Source organism: Pseudomonas fluorescens, assembly GCF_001307275.1.
GTDB classification, from domain to species: Bacteria; Pseudomonadota; Gammaproteobacteria; order Pseudomonadales; family Pseudomonadaceae; genus Aquipseudomonas; species Aquipseudomonas fluorescens_AA.
In genome coordinates this window covers 1,630,736-1,646,442 of record NZ_CP012831.1, presented here as the reverse complement: position 1 = coordinate 1,646,442, position 15,707 = coordinate 1,630,736, and the positions used below count along the sequence as shown (strand labels likewise).

Here is a 15,707-nt window from a genome sequence, read left to right as displayed (position 1 = left end):
AAATGCTGGAAACAGTCGTAGTCGTTTTTCATCTGCTGGGTGCACTGGGCGTAGTTGCTCTCGTATTGCTGCAGCAGGGTAAAGGTGCGGATGCTGGTGCGTCTTTCGGTGCAGGTGCTTCAAATACTGTGTTCGGAAGCCAAGGTTCCTCTACCTTTCTTAGTAAGTTTACTGCTATACTTGCCGCCGGTTTCTTCATGACCAGCTTAGGGTTAGGTTACTTTGCTAAAGAGAAAGCTCACGAGCTGACTCAAGTAGGTTTGCCAAACCCAGCGGTACTGGAAGCGCCTAAGCAACAACCGGCTTCTGATGATGTCCCGGTGCTTCAAGAGCAAAAGTCGGCCAACCCGGCGACTGACGTGCCTCCAGCTCAAGAGCAGAAGTAAGAAGGTTTCAAACGCTGTATTGCCGAGGTGGTGGAATTGGTAGACACGCAACCTTGAGGTGGTTGTGCCCATAGGGTGTAGGGGTTCGAGTCCCCTTCTCGGTACCAATTATCAGGAGAGCCCGCGATTGCGGGCTTTCTTGTAGGTGGAAGGGTTACATTGACCCTGTAAGGGATCGGTCGTATACTTCCGCCCCAGCTTTGTCGCGGGATGGAGCAGTCTGGTAGCTCGTCGGGCTCATAACCCGAAGGTCGTCGGTTCAAATCCGGCTCCCGCAACCAGTTTCAGGGGCCCCTTCCAAGGGGCTTTTTGTTAGCTGGACACTTTATAACGCCGCTATTCGACGGCGTTTCAGGGATGGGCGATTCGCCCATTTTTTTTTATTTGCACAGCATGCACAAACATGCACGAGGGGGTTCAGGTGTCGAGCAAGCTAGAACAGTTGCAGGCCTTGTTGGCCCCGGTGGTCGTGGCCCTTGGCTATGAATGCTGGGGTATTGAGTTTTCGGCTCAAGGTCGCCACTCACTGTTGCGCGTTTATATCGATAAGGAAGGCGGCGTGTTGGTGGATGATTGCGCCATCGTCAGCCGTCAGATCAGCGGTGTACTGGATGTCGAAGATCCAATCACCTCCGAATACACCCTTGAAGTTTCCTCGCCTGGCATGGAGCGCCCCCTGTTCACACTTGAACAGTTCGCTTTGTTTGCCGGTGAACAAGTGAAGATCAAGCTGCGCTCGCCTTTCGAGGGTCGACGCAACTTCCAAGGCCTTCTGCGCGGTGTAGAAGAGCAGGACGTCGTGGTGCAGGTAGATGACCATGAGTTCCTGTTGCCGATCGATATGATCGACAAGGCCAACATTATTCCCAGTTTTGACTGATACGTGCCAGATACTGCGGATCCCGCGGATCCAATGGCTTGCGAAAGGCGAGGCGTACGATGAGCAAAGAAGTACTGCTGGTTGTTGAGTCGGTATCCAATGAAAAGGGCGTACCGGCTAACGTTATTTTTGAAGCGCTGGAGCTGGCTCTGGCCACTGCTACCAAGAAGCGGTTCGAAGACGAAGTTGATTTGCGTGTGGAGATCAATCGCCACACGGGTGCCTACGAGACTTTCCGTCGCTGGACGGTCGTCGAGGAAGCCGACCTGGACGATCCGGCTATCGAAACCTGGCCAAGCAAGGTTGCAGAAACGCACCCGGGCGCCAAGGTTGGTGATGTCGTCGAAGAAAAAATCGAATCCATTGAGTTCGGTCGCATCGCTGCACAGACTGCCAAGCAGGTCATCGTGCAGAAAGTTCGCGAAGCCGAGCGTGCGCAAGTGGTCGACGCTTATCGCGAGCGCCTGGGGGAAATCATCTCCGGCACCGTGAAAAAAGTGACCCGCGACAACGTGATCGTCGACCTGGGCAACAACGCCGAAGCGTTGCTGGCTCGCGAAGACATCATCTCTCGCGAAACTTTCCGGGTTGGCGTGCGTTTGCGTGCGCTGCTCAAGGAAATCCGCACCGAGAACCGGGGCCCGCAGCTGATCCTGTCGCGTACAGCGCCGGAAATGCTGATCGAGTTGTTCCGCATCGAAGTGCCGGAAATTGCTGAAGGCCTGATCGAAGTCATGGCCGCCTCCCGTGATCCGGGTTCGCGTGCCAAGATCGCGGTCCGCTCCAAGGACAAGCGCATCGACCCGCAAGGTGCCTGCATCGGCATGCGTGGTTCGCGTGTCCAGGCCGTATCCGGCGAGTTGGGCGGCGAGCGCGTGGACATCGTCCTGTGGGACGACAACCCGGCTCAGTTCGTGATCAATGCCATGTCGCCTGCTGAAGTGGCGGCAATTATCGTCGACGAAGATGCCCACGCCATGGACATCGCCGTTGGCGCAGACAATCTGGCTCAGGCCATCGGTCGCGGTGGTCAGAACGTGCGTCTGGCCAGCCAATTGACTGGCTGGACCCTGAACGTGATGACCGAATCGGACATCCAGGCTAAACAGCAAGCTGAAACCGGCGACATCCTGCGCAACTTCATCGAAGAGCTTGAAGTCGATGAAGAGCTGGCGCAGGTGCTGGTGGATGAAGGCTTTACCAGCCTGGAAGAGATTGCCTACGTACCGGTGGAGGAAATGCTCAACATCGACGGCTTTGACGAGGAAATCGTCAACGAGCTTCGCGCTCGGGCCAAGGATCGTTTGTTGACCAAAGCCATCGCTACTGAGGAAAAGCTGGCAGACGCCCATCCGGCCGAAGACCTGCTCTCGCTTGAGGGCATGGACAAGGATTTGGCGATGGAACTGGCGGTGCGCGGCGTAATTACCCGCGAAGACCTGGCCGAGCAGTCTATTGACGATCTGCTCGACATCGACGGCATTGACGATGATCGTGCCGGCAAGTTGATCATGGCCGCCCGAGCCCACTGGTTCGAGTAATTAGGCGCGGCCTGAGGAGAGAAGTGCATGACGCAAGTCACGGTGAAACAACTGGCCGATGAGGTCAAAACACCGGTAGAGCGCCTGTTGCAGCAGATGCGTGAGGCAGGTCTGCCGCACACCGCCGCCGAGGAACATGTGACCGACAGTGAGAAGCAGTCCCTGCTGACTCACTTGAAGAGCAGTCACAAGGCTAAAGTGGAAGAACCGCGCAAGATCACTCTGCAGCGTAAAACCACCAGCACCCTGCGTGTTGCCGGTAGCAAAAGCATCAGCGTTGAAGTACGCAAGAAGAAAGTCTTCGTACAACGCAGCCCGGAAGAAATCGAAGCCGAGCGCAAACGCGAACAGGAAGAACGTCGCGCAGTAGAAAATGCTGCTCGTCAGAAGGCTGAAGAAGAAGCCAAGCGTCGCGCCGAAGAAGAAGCGCGCCGCCAGCCTGCTGCTGCGCAAACCGCTCCGGTAGAAGCCGTCGAGGCTGTTGCCCCGGTCGCCGAACCTGTGCGCGAAGCCGCACCAGTCGTGGCACCGGCGCCGGCTCCAGCCGATACTCGCAAGCGCGATGAACAGCGTCGTCCGGACAAACCACGTGCCGACGACAACCGTCGTGGCAGTGGCGATGGCGAGCGCAAGAACGCGCCTCACCGTGCGTCGGTCAAGGAAAAGGCACCAGCACCTCGTGTTGCGCCACGTACCACCGACGAGGAAAGCGATGGCTTCCGTCGCGGCGGTCGCGGCAAGGCCAAGCTGAAGAAACGCAACGCCCACGGTTTCCAGAGCCCTACCGGCCCAGTCGTGCGTGAAGTGAAGATCGGCGAGACCATCACTGTGGGCGATCTGGCCCAGCAGATGTCGGTCAAGGCTGCTGAAATCATCAAGTTCATGTTCAAGCTGGGTACGCCAGCCACCATCAACCAGGTACTGGACCAGGAAACTGCCCAACTGGTTGCTGAAGAGCTGGGCCACAAAGTGACCCTGGTCAGCGACACCGCCCTGGAAGATTCCCTGGCCGAGTCGCTGAAGTTTGAAGGTGAGGCGGTTTCCCGTGCACCGGTCGTGACCGTAATGGGCCACGTTGACCACGGTAAAACCTCCCTGCTCGACTATATCCGTCGTGCGAAGGTAGCAGCAGGTGAGGCTGGCGGTATTACCCAGCACATCGGCGCCTACCACGTTGAAACCGACCGCGGCATGGTGACGTTCCTCGACACCCCGGGTCACGCCGCGTTTACCGCGATGCGTGCCCGTGGTGCCAAGGCGACCGACATCGTGATCCTGGTGGTTGCGGCGGACGACGGCGTCATGCCGCAAACCATCGAAGCCGTTCAGCATGCCCAGGCAGCTGGTGTGCCGCTGGTGGTTGCAGTGAACAAGATCGACAAGCCGGGCGCCGATCTCGATCGCATCCGCAGCGAACTGTCGGTCCACGGCGTGACCTCCGAAGAGTGGGGTGGCGACACTCCATTCGTTCCGGTCTCGGCGAAGATGGGTACCGGCGTTGACGAACTGCTCGAAGCCGTTCTGTTGCAAGCCGAGGTTCTGGAACTCACCGCTACACCTTCGGCTCCTGGCCGTGGTGTGGTTGTTGAATCCCGTCTCGACAAGGGCCGTGGCCCGGTTGCGACCGTCCTGGTCCAGGACGGTACCTTGCGTCAAGGCGACATGGTGCTGGTCGGCTCGAACTATGGCCGCGTGCGTGCCATGCTCGACGAGAACGGCAAGTCCATCAAGGAAGCCGGTCCGGCTATCCCGGTCGAGATCCTCGGCCTGGACGGCACCCCGGATGCTGGCGACGAGATGAGCGTTGTGGCTGACGAGAAGAAAGCCCGTGAAGTGGCTCTGTTCCGTCAAGGCAAGTTCCGCGAAGTCAAACTGGCTCGTGCTCACGCCGGCAAGCTGGAAAACATCTTCGAGAACATGGGCCAGGAAGAGAAGAAGACGCTCAACATCGTCCTCAAATCCGACGTCCGTGGTTCGCTCGAAGCGTTGAACGGCGCCTTGAATGGCCTGGGTAACGACGAAGTGCAAGTGCGTGTGGTCGGCGGCGGTGTCGGTGGTATCACCGAGTCCGACGCCAACCTGGCACTGGCTTCCAACGCTGTACTGTTCGGCTTCAACGTGCGTGCCGATGCCGGCGCTCGCAAGATCGTCGAGCAGGAAGGCCTGGATATGCGTTACTACAACGTGATCTACGACATCATCGAAGACGTCAAGAAAGCGTTGACCGGTATGTTGGGCAGCGACGTGCGGGAGAACATCCTGGGCGTGGCCGAAGTTCGCGACGTGTTCCGTTCGCCGAAGTTTGGCGCCATCGCCGGTTGCATGGTGATCGAGGGTGTCGTTCACCGTAACCGTCCGATCCGTGTACTGCGTGAAGACATCGTGATCTTCGAAGGCGAGCTGGAATCCCTGCGCCGCTTCAAGGATGACGCTTCCGAAGTACGTGCCGGCATGGAATGCGGTATTGGCGTCAAGAGCTACAACGACGTCAAGGTCGGCGACAAGATCGAAGTCTTCGAGAAGGTCCAGGTTGCTCGCAGCCTCTAACTCGCGCACTTCAAGAGCCGCACCGGGCAGCCGCATGAACATGCACTGCCTGGCTGGCGGACTCTAAACGCAACGCCCGGTCTGGCTTTTGCCAGGCCGGGCGTTTGCCGCTTTCAGACCTCGCGGGTTTCACCGTGGGGCAGTAACAGGTAACAAGACATGGCAAAAGAATACAGCCGTACCCAACGAATCGGCGATCAGATGCAGCGCGAGCTGGCCCAGCTGATCCGTCGCGAAGTCAAAGACCCGCGCGTCGGCCTGGTCACCATCACCGCAGTGGAAGTCAGCCGTGACGTCGGTCACGCCAAGATCTTCATCACCGTGATGGGGCAGGACAGCGCCGAAGAAATCGCCCAGAGCATCAAGGTGCTCAACTCGGCCGCCGGCTTCCTGCGTATGCAGCTGGCCCGGGAGATGAAGCTGCGCAGCGTCCCACAGTTGCACTTCCACTACGACGAAAGCGTCGCACGGGGTGCGCATCTGTCGGCACTGATCGAGCGCGCCGTGGCGCAAGACAGCCAGCACCCGGTTGCGGCTGACCCCGAAGACACCAAGGAGTAATCGGTGGCTCAGGTCAAACGTATCCGTCGTAACGTCAGCGGTATCATCCTGCTCGACAAGCCGCTGGGGTTCACCTCCAACGCGGCGTTGCAGAAGGTTCGCTGGCTGCTCAATGCTGAAAAGGCCGGGCACACCGGTAGCCTCGATCCGCTGGCCACCGGCGTGCTGCCGCTGTGCTTTGGCGAGGCGACCAAGTTCTCCCAGTACCTGCTCGATTCCGACAAGGGTTATGAAACCCTGGCGCAACTGGGCAAGACCACCACCACGGCGGATGCCGAAGGTGAGGTTTTGCTGGAGCGCCCGGTGACCGTTGGTCAGGCGGATATCGAAGCGGTCTTGCCGGGTTTTCGCGGGCAAATCAGCCAGATACCGCCGATGTACTCCGCTTTGAAGCGTGATGGGCAGCCGTTGTATAAACTGGCCCGTGCAGGCGAAGTAGTGGAGCGCGAACCGCGTTCTGTTACTATTGCGCGCTTGGAATTGCTGGCCTTTGACGGTAATACTGCGCGGCTGGCCGTGGATTGCAGCAAGGGCACCTATATCCGGACCCTGGTGGAGGATATCGGCGAGCAGCTCGGCTGTGGCGCGTACGTGGCAGAATTGCGACGGACCCAGGCCGGGCCTTTCACGTTGGCCCAGACGGTCACGCTGGAAGAGCTCGAAGCGGTGCATGCCGAAGGCGGCAACGAAGCGGTCGACCGTTTCCTGATGCCATCGGACAGCGGGTTGCTGGATTGGCCGCTCTTGCAGTTCTCGGAACACAGTGCGTTCTACTGGCTCAACGGCCAGCCGGTACGCGCCCCGGATGCGCCGAAGTTCGGCATGGTCCGGGTACAGGATCACAACGGTCGTTTCATCGGTATCGGTGAAGTGAGCGAAGACGGGCGCATTGCGCCGCGTCGACTGATTCGGTCGGAATGACCGGAACCAGCCTGCGTAACAGCAGGTTGGCGAGTGTGGCTGTTAACAGGCACGGTCACTACTCATTTATAGATACAGGGATTTGTCCCTGGCCTGTTGAAGCTGTTTCCTCGGAACAGTTTCCTGACTAAAAGGATTGCCTCATGGCTCTCGACGTTCAAGAAAAAGCTCAAATCGTAGCTGACTACCAGCAAGCTGTTGGTGACACTGGTTCGCCAGAAGTGCAAGTTGCACTGCTGACCGCCAACATCAACAAACTGCAAGGTCACTTCAAGGCCAACGGTAAGGATCACCACTCCCGTCGTGGTCTGATCCGCATGGTAAACCAGCGTCGTAAGCTGCTGGACTACCTGAAAGGCAAGGACGTGAGCCGTTACAGCGCTCTGATCGCTCGCCTGGGTCTGCGTCGCTAATAAGCGATTGCGCTAGAGGTTGGTGGTCTGTCGTGCGTCAGTGGGTTTCCCGCTGGCGCATGGCAGGCTCCCAGCCTCAAGTTTTATCTGGATACACGTTTTACCCTGGACAGGCGTCGGGCCGATTCCCGTCATTGCCCAAGAATTTCGCAAGAAGACAAGTTCCCCAAGAGCCACAAAGAAGGTAGGACACCGTGAACCCGGTAATCAAAAAATTCCAGTTCGGTCAGTCGACCGTTACCCTCGAGACTGGCCGTATCGCCCGTCAGGCCTCCGGCGCAGTGCTGGTCACCGTTGACGACGACGTCAGCGTATTGGTGACCGTTGTCGGTGCCAAGCAAGCCGATCCAGGCAAGGGCTTTTTCCCTCTGTCTGTCCACTACCAGGAAAAGACTTACGCTGCCGGTAAGATCCCTGGCGGTTTCTTCAAGCGCGAAGGCCGTCCTTCCGAGAAAGAAACCCTGACTTCCCGACTGATCGACCGTCCGATCCGTCCGCTGTTTCCAGAAGGCTTCATGAACGAAGTGCAGGTTGTCTGCACCGTCGTGTCCACCAGCAAGAAAACCGATCCGGACATCGCTGCGATGATCGGTACCTCGGCTGCCCTGGCCATCTCCGGCATTCCTTTCGATGGCCCGATCGGCGCTGCCCGCGTCGCGTTCCACGAAAGCACCGGCTACCTGCTGAACCCGACCTACGAGCAGTTGAAGGCTTCGAGCCTGGACATGGTCGTGGCCGGTACTTCCGAAGCGGTGCTGATGGTTGAATCCGAAGCCAAAGAGCTGACCGAAGACCAGATGCTGGGCGCCGTGCTGTTCGCCCACGACGAGTTCCAGGTGGTGATCAACGCCGTCAAGGAACTGGCTGCCGAAGCCGCCAAGCCAACCTGGACCTGGGCTCCGCAAGCCGAAGCCACCGAGCTGCTGGGCGCGATCCGTGCCGAGTTCGGCGAGGCGATCTCCCAGGCCTACACCATCACCGTCAAGGCCGACCGTTATGCACGCCTGGGCGAGCTGAAAGACCAGGTCGTTGCCAAGCTGTCCGGTGAAGAAGGCCAGCCGTCTTCCGCTGAAGTGAAAGCGGCTTTCGGTGAAATCGAATACCGCACCGTTCGCGAAAACATCGTTAACGGCAAGCCGCGTATCGACGGTCGCGACACCCGCACCGTACGTCCGCTGAACATCGAAGTCGGCGTCCTGCCAAAGACCCACGGTTCGGCACTGTTCACCCGTGGCGAAACCCAGGCCCTGGTCGTTGCCACGCTGGGCACCGCCCGTGACGCGCAACTGCTGGACACCCTGGAAGGCGAAAAGAAAGACCCGTTCATGCTGCACTACAACTTCCCGCCGTTCTCGGTGGGCGAGTGTGGTCGCATGGGTGGCGCCGGTCGCCGCGAAATCGGTCACGGCCGTCTGGCCCGTCGTTCGGTCCAGGCCATGCTGCCAGCCGCTGACGTGTTCCCGTACACCATTCGTGTGGTATCGGAAATCACCGAGTCCAACGGCTCGAGCTCCATGGCTTCGGTCTGCGGCGCTTCCCTGGCCCTGATGGACGCTGGTGTGCCGATGAAGGCACCGGTTGCCGGTATCGCCATGGGTCTGGTGAAAGAAGGCGAGAAATTCGCCGTCCTGACCGACATCCTGGGTGACGAAGACCACCTGGGCGACATGGACTTCAAAGTGGCCGGTACCGCCAAGGGCGTCACCGCACTGCAGATGGACATCAAGATCAAGGGCATCACCGAAGAGATCATGGAAATCGCCCTGGGCCAAGCCCTGGAAGCGCGCCTGAACATCCTCGGCCAGATGAACCAGATCATCGGTCAGTCCCGTACCGAGCTGTCGGAAAATGCTCCGACCATGATCGCGATGAAAATCGACACCGACAAAATCCGTGATGTCATCGGTAAAGGCGGCGCGACCATCCGTGCGATCTGTGAAGAAACCAAGGCTTCGATCGACATCGAAGACGACGGTTCGATCAAGATCTTCGGCGAAACCAAGGAAGCGGCAGAAGCAGCACGCCAGCGCGTCCTGGGGATCACCGCGGAAGCCGAGATCGGCAAGATCTACGTCGGCAAGGTTGAACGCATCGTCGACTTCGGCGCGTTCGTCAACATCCTGCCGGGCAAGGACGGCCTGGTTCACATCTCCATGCTGAGCGATGCTCGCGTCGAGAAAGTGACCGACATCCTGAAAGAAGGCCAGGAAGTGGAAGTGCTGGTACTGGACGTGGACAACCGCGGCCGTATCAAGCTGTCCATCAAGGACGTCGCAGCAGCCAAGGCATCGGGCGTTTAATCGCCCCATCGCCTGACCGCTGAACAAGCAAACGCCCCGACTGGTTCGGGGCGTTTTGCTGTGTGACGAAAATCCCTGCCAGGCAGGTTGCCTGGCCACGGGAGACGGTGCTAGTTTTAGCCACCGCCCGTGTAGCTCAGTCGGTAGAGCAGCGCACTCGTAACGCGAAGGTCGCAGGTTCGATTCCTGTCTCGGGCAAGATTTCCCCCTCGTTATTTCACCTTCCTGCTCAGTTCCTCGACCGTGCGTTTGAGCTGGTCCATCTCTCGATCCTGATCGCTGAGTTCCCGTTTCAGGGACGAAATCTCGCTGTTGCTCGAACTCGAACTGGAGCCGCTATTGCGCTTGAGTTCTTCCACTTGCTTGCCAAGGTCGTTCAGGTCGCGTTCCTGTTCCTTGACGGTGCGCTTGAGCTCGTCAATCTCCTTGCTGCTGGAGGTGGAGCTGGAGCCGCTGTTGCGCTTGAGTTCTTCGATCTGACGGGCTTGCTCGCTGAGGGTGCGCTTTTGGTTTTCCAGTTCGTCAGCATTACTTTTCACGGTTTTCGGCAGGCTTTCCAGGACGCTGGCGCTGACATCGGTCTTGACGAGCTTGTACTTATCGAACTGGTCATAGTGAAGGGCGGGAATGGCATCGTTGTCAGACGGCCCATCGGAGGAGACTTCAACCGCCGCTTGAGTCACGTCAGTCAAGGTCAGGCTACCAAGCAGCAAAGTCGCGGTGACAAGTTGGATCGACGAGCGTTTCGAAAAGCTGCGCATCACTGGGGTTCCTTGTGAAATGCCGGCATGGCACATGGCTATGACTGGTTATTTTGACAGATGTTCCCAAGCTCCCCTGGTTTCTCGGGCGCATGGTTTTTTTGTGGGATAGATGTAAAGAACCGTGTAAATCGTCGGCAAAACATCCTATATTCGTTGCCTGCATGTGCATCGCCCAGCAGTTTTCAGATGATCCCCGAATGGTTCTGAAGGCCAGATAAACCGGGCTTCACACGGTTTTTTGCGTCAGAGAGATCCTTGATGATCCAGATCCATCTTCCATTCCCCCGATCAACGAGAACGCCATGACTGTTAAAGAATTGACCCAGGAAGCCAGGCACGAAGAAGCGCTGAAGAAGTACGTGCTGGATGCGCCCCAGTTGCTGGAAGAGATCAAGGACTTGTCTGCCGACGATCAAAAGGACCAGATCCAATGGGCGTTCGAGGACGAGGCTGAAGCCCAGGGGCTGCAACCCTGGGAGTTGACGCTCAAGTACACCAGCACGCCTGAGGAGTTCGAGGTGCAGCGCCTTGCGTTGCACAAGGAAGCGGCCGAGGTGCTGGGTGTGGAATGGGATGAGTACTGCGAGATGAACAATCTGGTGGTCTGAAAAAAACGCCAGCCTTTCAAGGCTGGCGTTTTTCGTTGTCAGAGGCTCAAGCGCATCGACAGATCCACTGCCTTCACATCCTTGGTCATCGCGCCGATCGAGATGTAGTCCACCCCGGTCTCGGCAATCGGGCGCAACGTGCTTTCGTTGATCCCGCCGCTGGCTTCCAGCTTCGCCTTGCCGCCATTGAGGCGCACAGCCTCACGCATGTCGTCCAGGCTCAGTTCGTCGAGCATGATGATGTCGGCGTTGGCCGCCAGCGCTTCGTTCAACTCCGCCAGGCTTTCCACTTCGATTTCCACCGGTTTGCCCGGTGCGATCTTGTGGGCGGCCGCGATGGCCTGGGCGATCCCGCCGCAGGCGGCGATGTGGTTTTCCTTGATCAGGAAAGCGTCGTACAGGCCGATGCGGTGGTTATGGCAGCCACCGCAGGTGACCGCGTACTTCTGGGCCAGGCGCAGGCCGGGCAGGGTCTTGCGGGTGTCCAGCAGCTTGACCTGGGTCCCGGCGACAAAGTCGGCCAGGTAACGGGCCCGCGTGGCGACGCCCGAGAGCATTTGCAGGAAGTTCAGGGCGCTGCGTTCGCCGGTCAGCAGCGAGCGGGCCGGGCCCTCCAGGTGGAACAGCGCCTGATCGGGGCTGACCCGGTCGCCGTCGTGCACTTGCCAATGCACCGCGACACGCGGATCCAGTTGCCGGAACACGGCATCGACCCAGGCCGTGCCGCTGATGATCGCCGCGTCGCGGGTGATGATGGTGGCCTTGGCCAGGCGTTCGGCGGGGATCAGTTGCGCGGTGATGTCGCCGCTGCCGATGTCTTCAAGCAACGCACGGCGCACGTTGGCTTCGATTTCGGCGGTCAGATCGGCGAGGCGTAGATTCGGCATAACGGGCTCCACAAACAAAGTGGCCCGATTATAGGGTGTCGAAACCTGCATTTGGTCGCGTCCTCGCAACATTTCCTCATTTTCCCGGTCACTTATTGCGCCGTATTTCGAGCTGGATCACAGAGTCTGCTGGTACGACAGGGTTGTTTTACCTGATAATCCGCCTTTCGATTGACGTCATAGCTTTGACGTTGCGAACCGAAAACCGTTTCAGGAGGCCAGGATGCACAACGACGGGAATGTAGTGCCTTTACACAAGGTGCCTACCGATCAGGCGAATCGCTCGCCGCTCGCCCGCCTGCCTGTGATTCTGCTTCAGGTTCGCGACAAGGCCGCCCAACAGTTGCGCCTGGGCTTGCAGGGGCTGTTCGATAACGCCGACGACACCTTGTTTGAAATGGCCGACCGGGCGCGCGACGACGTCGAGCAGAACCTGTACTTCGAGGCCATGCGGGACCTGCGCCTGAAGCGCAAAAGCATCGAGCGGGAATTCATCGAGCAGTTTTTCGAGACCTTCGTCAGCCTGGCCCAGTACGACCTGACCCACGCCAGCTTGGCGCCCGCCCTGGCGCCGGACGGCCAGACCCAGCGCTCCCACGATGAGCTGGAACGTCATCTGGCGGTCGAGGCCATGGTCACTCGGGTGCTCAGGCGCGATGGCGTGTCGCTGGAGCAACTGACGGCCCGGCTCGGTGTGCTGTTGGACCGACCGCTGGCCAACCAGTACAACCCCCTGAGCCCGGCACTGCTGTGCGAGAAGTTCCTGCAGGCCGGGCGTAACCTGGGCGTGGGCATCAAGGTCAAGCTGATCCTGCTCAAGCTCTTCGAGCGTTATGTGCTCAGCGAGTGCGACCAGCTCTATACCGAGGCCAATCAGTTGCTGGCCGCCACGGGCATCTTGCCGGAGCTCAAGGTGACCCCGGCGCGCCGGGCGTCGGATCGTTCCGAGGATAACCCCAGGCCCAGCGCCGAAATCGCTGCCAAGCCCAGCGATGCCGAGGTCGATGACAGCGTGCAGGAAGTGTTCGCCGCCTTGCAGAAGCTGTTGATGCAAGTGCGTGGCAGTGTGGCGCCGACCCTGGAAGCCAGCGCGTCGCCCCAGCCGATCTCGACCCGTGACCTGCTGCGGTTGCTCTCGCATTTGCAGCAGTACGTCCCAGCGCCTGCCGTGCAGGATGAATTCGACCTGCGTAGCCAGCTCGAACAACTGTTGACCCGGGTCAGCGTCAGGAGTGGCAAGTCCCGGGTGGTCGAAGGCGCCGATGAAGACGTGATCAACCTGATCTCGATGATGTTCGAATTCATCCTCGACGACCATAACCTCCCGGACTCCTTCAAGGCCCTGATCGGTCGCCTGCAGATCCCGATGCTCAAGGTCGCGGTGCAGGACAAGAGCTTCTTCAGCCGCGGCAATCATCCGGCCCGGCGGCTGCTGAACGAAATCGCCGCCGCTGCCATGGGCTGGGGCGATTGCGACGACCATCAGCGCGACAGCCTGTATCTGCGCATCGAACAAGTCGTGCAGCGCTTGTTGAATGATTTCGTCGATGACCCGGCGATTTTCTCCGAGCTGCTGGCCGATTTCCTGGCCTTCACCAGTGACGAGCGGCGCCGCAGCGAGTTGCTTGAGCAGCGTATCCGTGACGCCGAAGAGGGCCGGGCCAAGGCCGAACTGGCGCGACAGCGCGTCGAAGGGGCGCTGAACCAGGTGATGCTGGGCAAAGTCTTGCCGCAAGCGGTGGTGGAGTTCGTGCAACACGCCTGGAGCCAGGTGTTGCTGCTGACCTGCTTCAAGCATGGCAAGTATTCCGCCGAGTGGCAGGCCGACGTCCTGACCCTGGAGCAATTGATCTGGAGCGTCCAGCCTCACGACGAGCCCGACGCCGGCCTGCGTTTGCTGGCAATGGTGCCCGAGCTGCTCAAGGCCCTGCGTGACGGCCTGAGCCGTTCGGCGTTCGATCCGTTCGCCACCAGCGAGTTTTTCAGTGAGCTGGAAGTCCTGCATGTGCAGGCGCTCGAACGCACGGGCCAGGCAACGGAACAGGCCCCGCCGTTCGATTCGCCGGCGATGGTCGAGGTGCTGGAAAAAATCGTCCTGCGCCCTCCGCAAAAAACGGCGGTGGAGAGCGTGGCGGTGCATTTGCCGGCGGATGATGTCGGCCTGCTGCAAGTCGATCAGTTGCACCTGGGGAGCTGGGTCGAGTTCCAGGAGGACGATGACAATACCCTGCGTTGCAAGCTGGCGGCGATCATCGAGGCCACCGGCAAATACGTTTTCGTCAATCGCACCGGCCTCAAGGTGCTGGAGCACAGCCGCACCAGCCTGGCCCTGGAGTTTCGTCGCGGCGCGGCGCGGCTGTTGGACGACACCCTGTTGTTCGACCGGGCGCTGGAGTCGGTGCTGGGCAATCTGCGCCAGCTCAATCGCGGCAAGTGATCGCGCAGTCCGGTCCGATCACGGCATACTGACGGCATTCACCGTCGTCACCGAAGGAACCTGTATGCAGTTGGACTCCGCGAGCGGTTGGTGCGAGGGGGTGCGTCATTGCCCATCGCCCAACTTCAATGGGCGCCCCGAGGGCGAAATCTCCCTGCTGGTGATCCACAACATCAGTCTGCCCCCGGCACAATTCGCCACCGGCAAGGTGCAGGAATTCTTCCAGAATCGTCTGGATGTCACGGAACATCCCTACTTTGCCGGTATCGCCGACCTGCGGGTTTCTGCGCATTTTCTGATCGAGCGTGACGGCGCCGTGACCCAATTTGTCTCTTGTCTGGACCGTGCGTGGCATGCGGGCGTCTCGTGCTTCGAGGGGCGCGAGACCTGTAACGATTTTTCCCTGGGCATCGAGCTTGAGGGCACGGATGATCTGCCGTTCACCGACGCGCAATATGTCGCATTGGTGGACCTGACCCGGCAGTTGCAAGCGGCGTTCAGGGCGATCACTGTGCAGCGTATCTGCGGGCACAGCGACATCGCACCGGGGCGCAAGACCGATCCGGGACCGGCATTCGACTGGGTGCGCTATCGCGCGGCCCTGACAGAAGGGGAAGGACAATGAGTTTTCTGGTGTTGCTGCTGGCCGTCTGGATCGAGAAATTCTCGGCCTTGCGCCAGCGGGTCCAGCGCGACGGTGGTTGGCTGCTCGAGCTGAACAAGCTCGAGGCGAGCCCACGGTGGGTCAACCGACCTTGGCTGGTGCTGACGGTAATGGTCCTGCTGCCGGTGGCCCTGCTGGCGCTGCTTTTGTGGGTGCTGGAGCCAGTGGCCTATGGTCTGCTGGCGCTGCCGGTGCATTTGCTGGTGGTGATTTACAGCCTGGGGCGCGGCGATCTGCTGGCTGCCCTCGGGCCGTTTCGTGACGCCTGGCGTCGTGAGGACCTGCAAGCGGCAGCCCATGTGGCCAAGCGCGACCTGGACATTGAGGCCGATGACGGTGAGCAATTGCTGGAGCGGGTCCAGGGGCATTTGTTGTGGCAGGCCTACCAGAGCTTTTTCGCGGTGATTTTCTGGTACTTCCTGTTGGGCCCGGTCGCGGCCTTGAGCTATCGACTGCTGGCGCTGGCCGCCGAGCACAGCCAGAACCCCGGCGTGGCCGAGCGGGCCGCGCAAATGCGCCATGCCTTCGACTGGGTGCCGGTGCGGTTGCTGGCGGCAAGCTTCGCCCTGGTGGGCAATTTTGTCGCGGTCAGCCGGGTCATGCTGCATGAGTTGTTGAACTGGAACATCAGCGCCGCCGATCTCATCGACAAGGTCGGCCTGGTGGCTGGAGAAATCCCCAGGCCCGTCGCCGGGCCGGATGGCATCAATAGCTTGGATCGCCTGTGGGAATTGCTGCTGCGTGCGGCGGTGCTCTGGTATGCCGGGTTTGCGTTGTGGACGGTGTTGGCCTGAGAAC

At 59.8% G+C, this 15,707-nt stretch carries 14 protein-coding genes and 3 tRNA genes; 15 read left to right on the top strand and 2 right to left on the bottom strand.

Features of this window, described 5'->3' with window-relative positions; translation table 11 throughout:
- Positions 1-2: 2 nt before the first annotated feature.
- The 11 genes from secG to AO356_RS07395 all read left to right on the top strand — a co-directional run bounded on the left by secG (position 3) and on the right by AO356_RS07395 (position 9,747).
- On the top strand, positions 3-386 hold the full coding sequence (gene secG, locus AO356_RS07445; protein WP_003197714.1) for a preprotein translocase subunit SecG: 384 nt from the start codon (positions 3-5) through the stop codon (positions 384-386).
- A 21-nt stretch (positions 387-407) separates the two neighbouring features.
- Positions 408-493, top strand: a tRNA-Leu gene (locus tag AO356_RS07440).
- 97 nt (positions 494-590) lie between these two features.
- Positions 591-667, top strand: a tRNA-Met gene (locus tag AO356_RS07435).
- A gap of 140 nt (positions 668-807) precedes the next feature.
- A complete protein-coding gene (gene rimP, locus AO356_RS07430) occupies positions 808-1,266 on the top strand; it encodes a ribosome maturation factor RimP (RefSeq protein ID WP_053118762.1) in 459 nt (152 codons plus the stop codon).
- A 59-nt stretch (positions 1,267-1,325) separates the two neighbouring features.
- Positions 1,326-2,807, top strand: a complete 1,482-nt coding sequence (gene nusA / locus AO356_RS07425; protein WP_003177868.1) for a transcription termination factor NusA — start codon at positions 1,326-1,328, stop codon at positions 2,805-2,807.
- Between the two features lie 27 nt (positions 2,808-2,834).
- Positions 2,835-5,354, top strand: a complete 2,520-nt coding sequence (gene infB / locus AO356_RS07420; RefSeq protein ID WP_060739218.1) for a translation initiation factor IF-2 — start codon at positions 2,835-2,837, stop codon at positions 5,352-5,354.
- A gap of 159 nt (positions 5,355-5,513) precedes the next feature.
- Entirely contained in the window at positions 5,514-5,915 is a 402-nt protein-coding gene (gene rbfA / locus AO356_RS07415; RefSeq protein WP_060739217.1) for a 30S ribosome-binding factor RbfA, read from the top strand.
- Positions 5,916-5,918: 3 nt separating this feature from the next.
- Complete coding sequence (gene truB, locus AO356_RS07410; protein ID WP_060739216.1) at positions 5,919-6,836, top strand: tRNA pseudouridine(55) synthase TruB; 918 nt, start codon at positions 5,919-5,921, stop codon at positions 6,834-6,836.
- A 143-nt stretch (positions 6,837-6,979) separates the two neighbouring features.
- On the top strand, positions 6,980-7,249 hold the full coding sequence (gene rpsO, locus AO356_RS07405; protein ID WP_011332409.1) for a 30S ribosomal protein S15: 270 nt from the start codon (positions 6,980-6,982) through the stop codon (positions 7,247-7,249).
- Positions 7,250-7,443: 194 nt separating this feature from the next.
- Positions 7,444-9,549 carry a polyribonucleotide nucleotidyltransferase gene (pnp, locus tag AO356_RS07400; RefSeq protein ID WP_060739215.1) on the top strand — a complete coding sequence of 702 codons (2,106 nt, stop codon included), beginning with the start codon at positions 7,444-7,446 and terminating at the stop codon, positions 9,547-9,549.
- 125 nt (positions 9,550-9,674) lie between these two features.
- Positions 9,675-9,747: transfer RNA gene (locus AO356_RS07395), tRNA-Thr, on the top strand.
- 14 nt (positions 9,748-9,761) lie between these two features.
- Here the strand turns inward: AO356_RS07395 and AO356_RS07390 are convergent.
- Positions 9,762-10,310, bottom strand: a complete 549-nt coding sequence (locus AO356_RS07390) for a hypothetical protein (RefSeq protein ID WP_060739214.1) — start codon at positions 10,308-10,310, stop codon at positions 9,762-9,764.
- A gap of 305 nt (positions 10,311-10,615) precedes the next feature.
- On the opposite strand from AO356_RS07390, the gene AO356_RS07385 reads away from it, so the two are divergent.
- Positions 10,616-10,921, top strand: a complete 306-nt coding sequence (locus AO356_RS07385) for a DUF6388 family protein (protein WP_060739213.1) — start codon at positions 10,616-10,618, stop codon at positions 10,919-10,921.
- A gap of 38 nt (positions 10,922-10,959) precedes the next feature.
- On the opposite strand, the gene nadC is transcribed toward AO356_RS07385, so the two are convergent.
- Positions 10,960-11,808, bottom strand: coding sequence for a carboxylating nicotinate-nucleotide diphosphorylase (gene nadC / locus AO356_RS07380; protein ID WP_060739212.1), 849 nt, complete (start codon positions 11,806-11,808; stop codon positions 10,960-10,962).
- A gap of 223 nt (positions 11,809-12,031) precedes the next feature.
- On the opposite strand from nadC, the gene AO356_RS07375 reads away from it, so the two are divergent.
- The 3 genes from AO356_RS07375 to ampE all read left to right on the top strand — a co-directional run bounded on the left by AO356_RS07375 (position 12,032) and on the right by ampE (position 15,703).
- Positions 12,032-14,245 (top strand): DUF1631 domain-containing protein, encoded by a 2,214-nt coding sequence (locus AO356_RS07375; RefSeq protein WP_060739211.1) that lies wholly within the window; start codon positions 12,032-12,034, stop codon positions 14,243-14,245.
- 64 nt (positions 14,246-14,309) lie between these two features.
- Positions 14,310-14,870 (top strand): 1,6-anhydro-N-acetylmuramyl-L-alanine amidase AmpD, encoded by a 561-nt coding sequence (ampD, locus tag AO356_RS07370; protein ID WP_060739210.1) that lies wholly within the window; start codon positions 14,310-14,312, stop codon positions 14,868-14,870.
- Positions 14,867-15,703, top strand: a complete 837-nt coding sequence (ampE, locus tag AO356_RS07365; protein ID WP_060739209.1) for a regulatory signaling modulator protein AmpE — start codon at positions 14,867-14,869, stop codon at positions 15,701-15,703. Before ampD ends, ampE begins: the two co-directional genes overlap by 4 nt.
- Positions 15,704-15,707 lie beyond the last annotated feature (4 nt).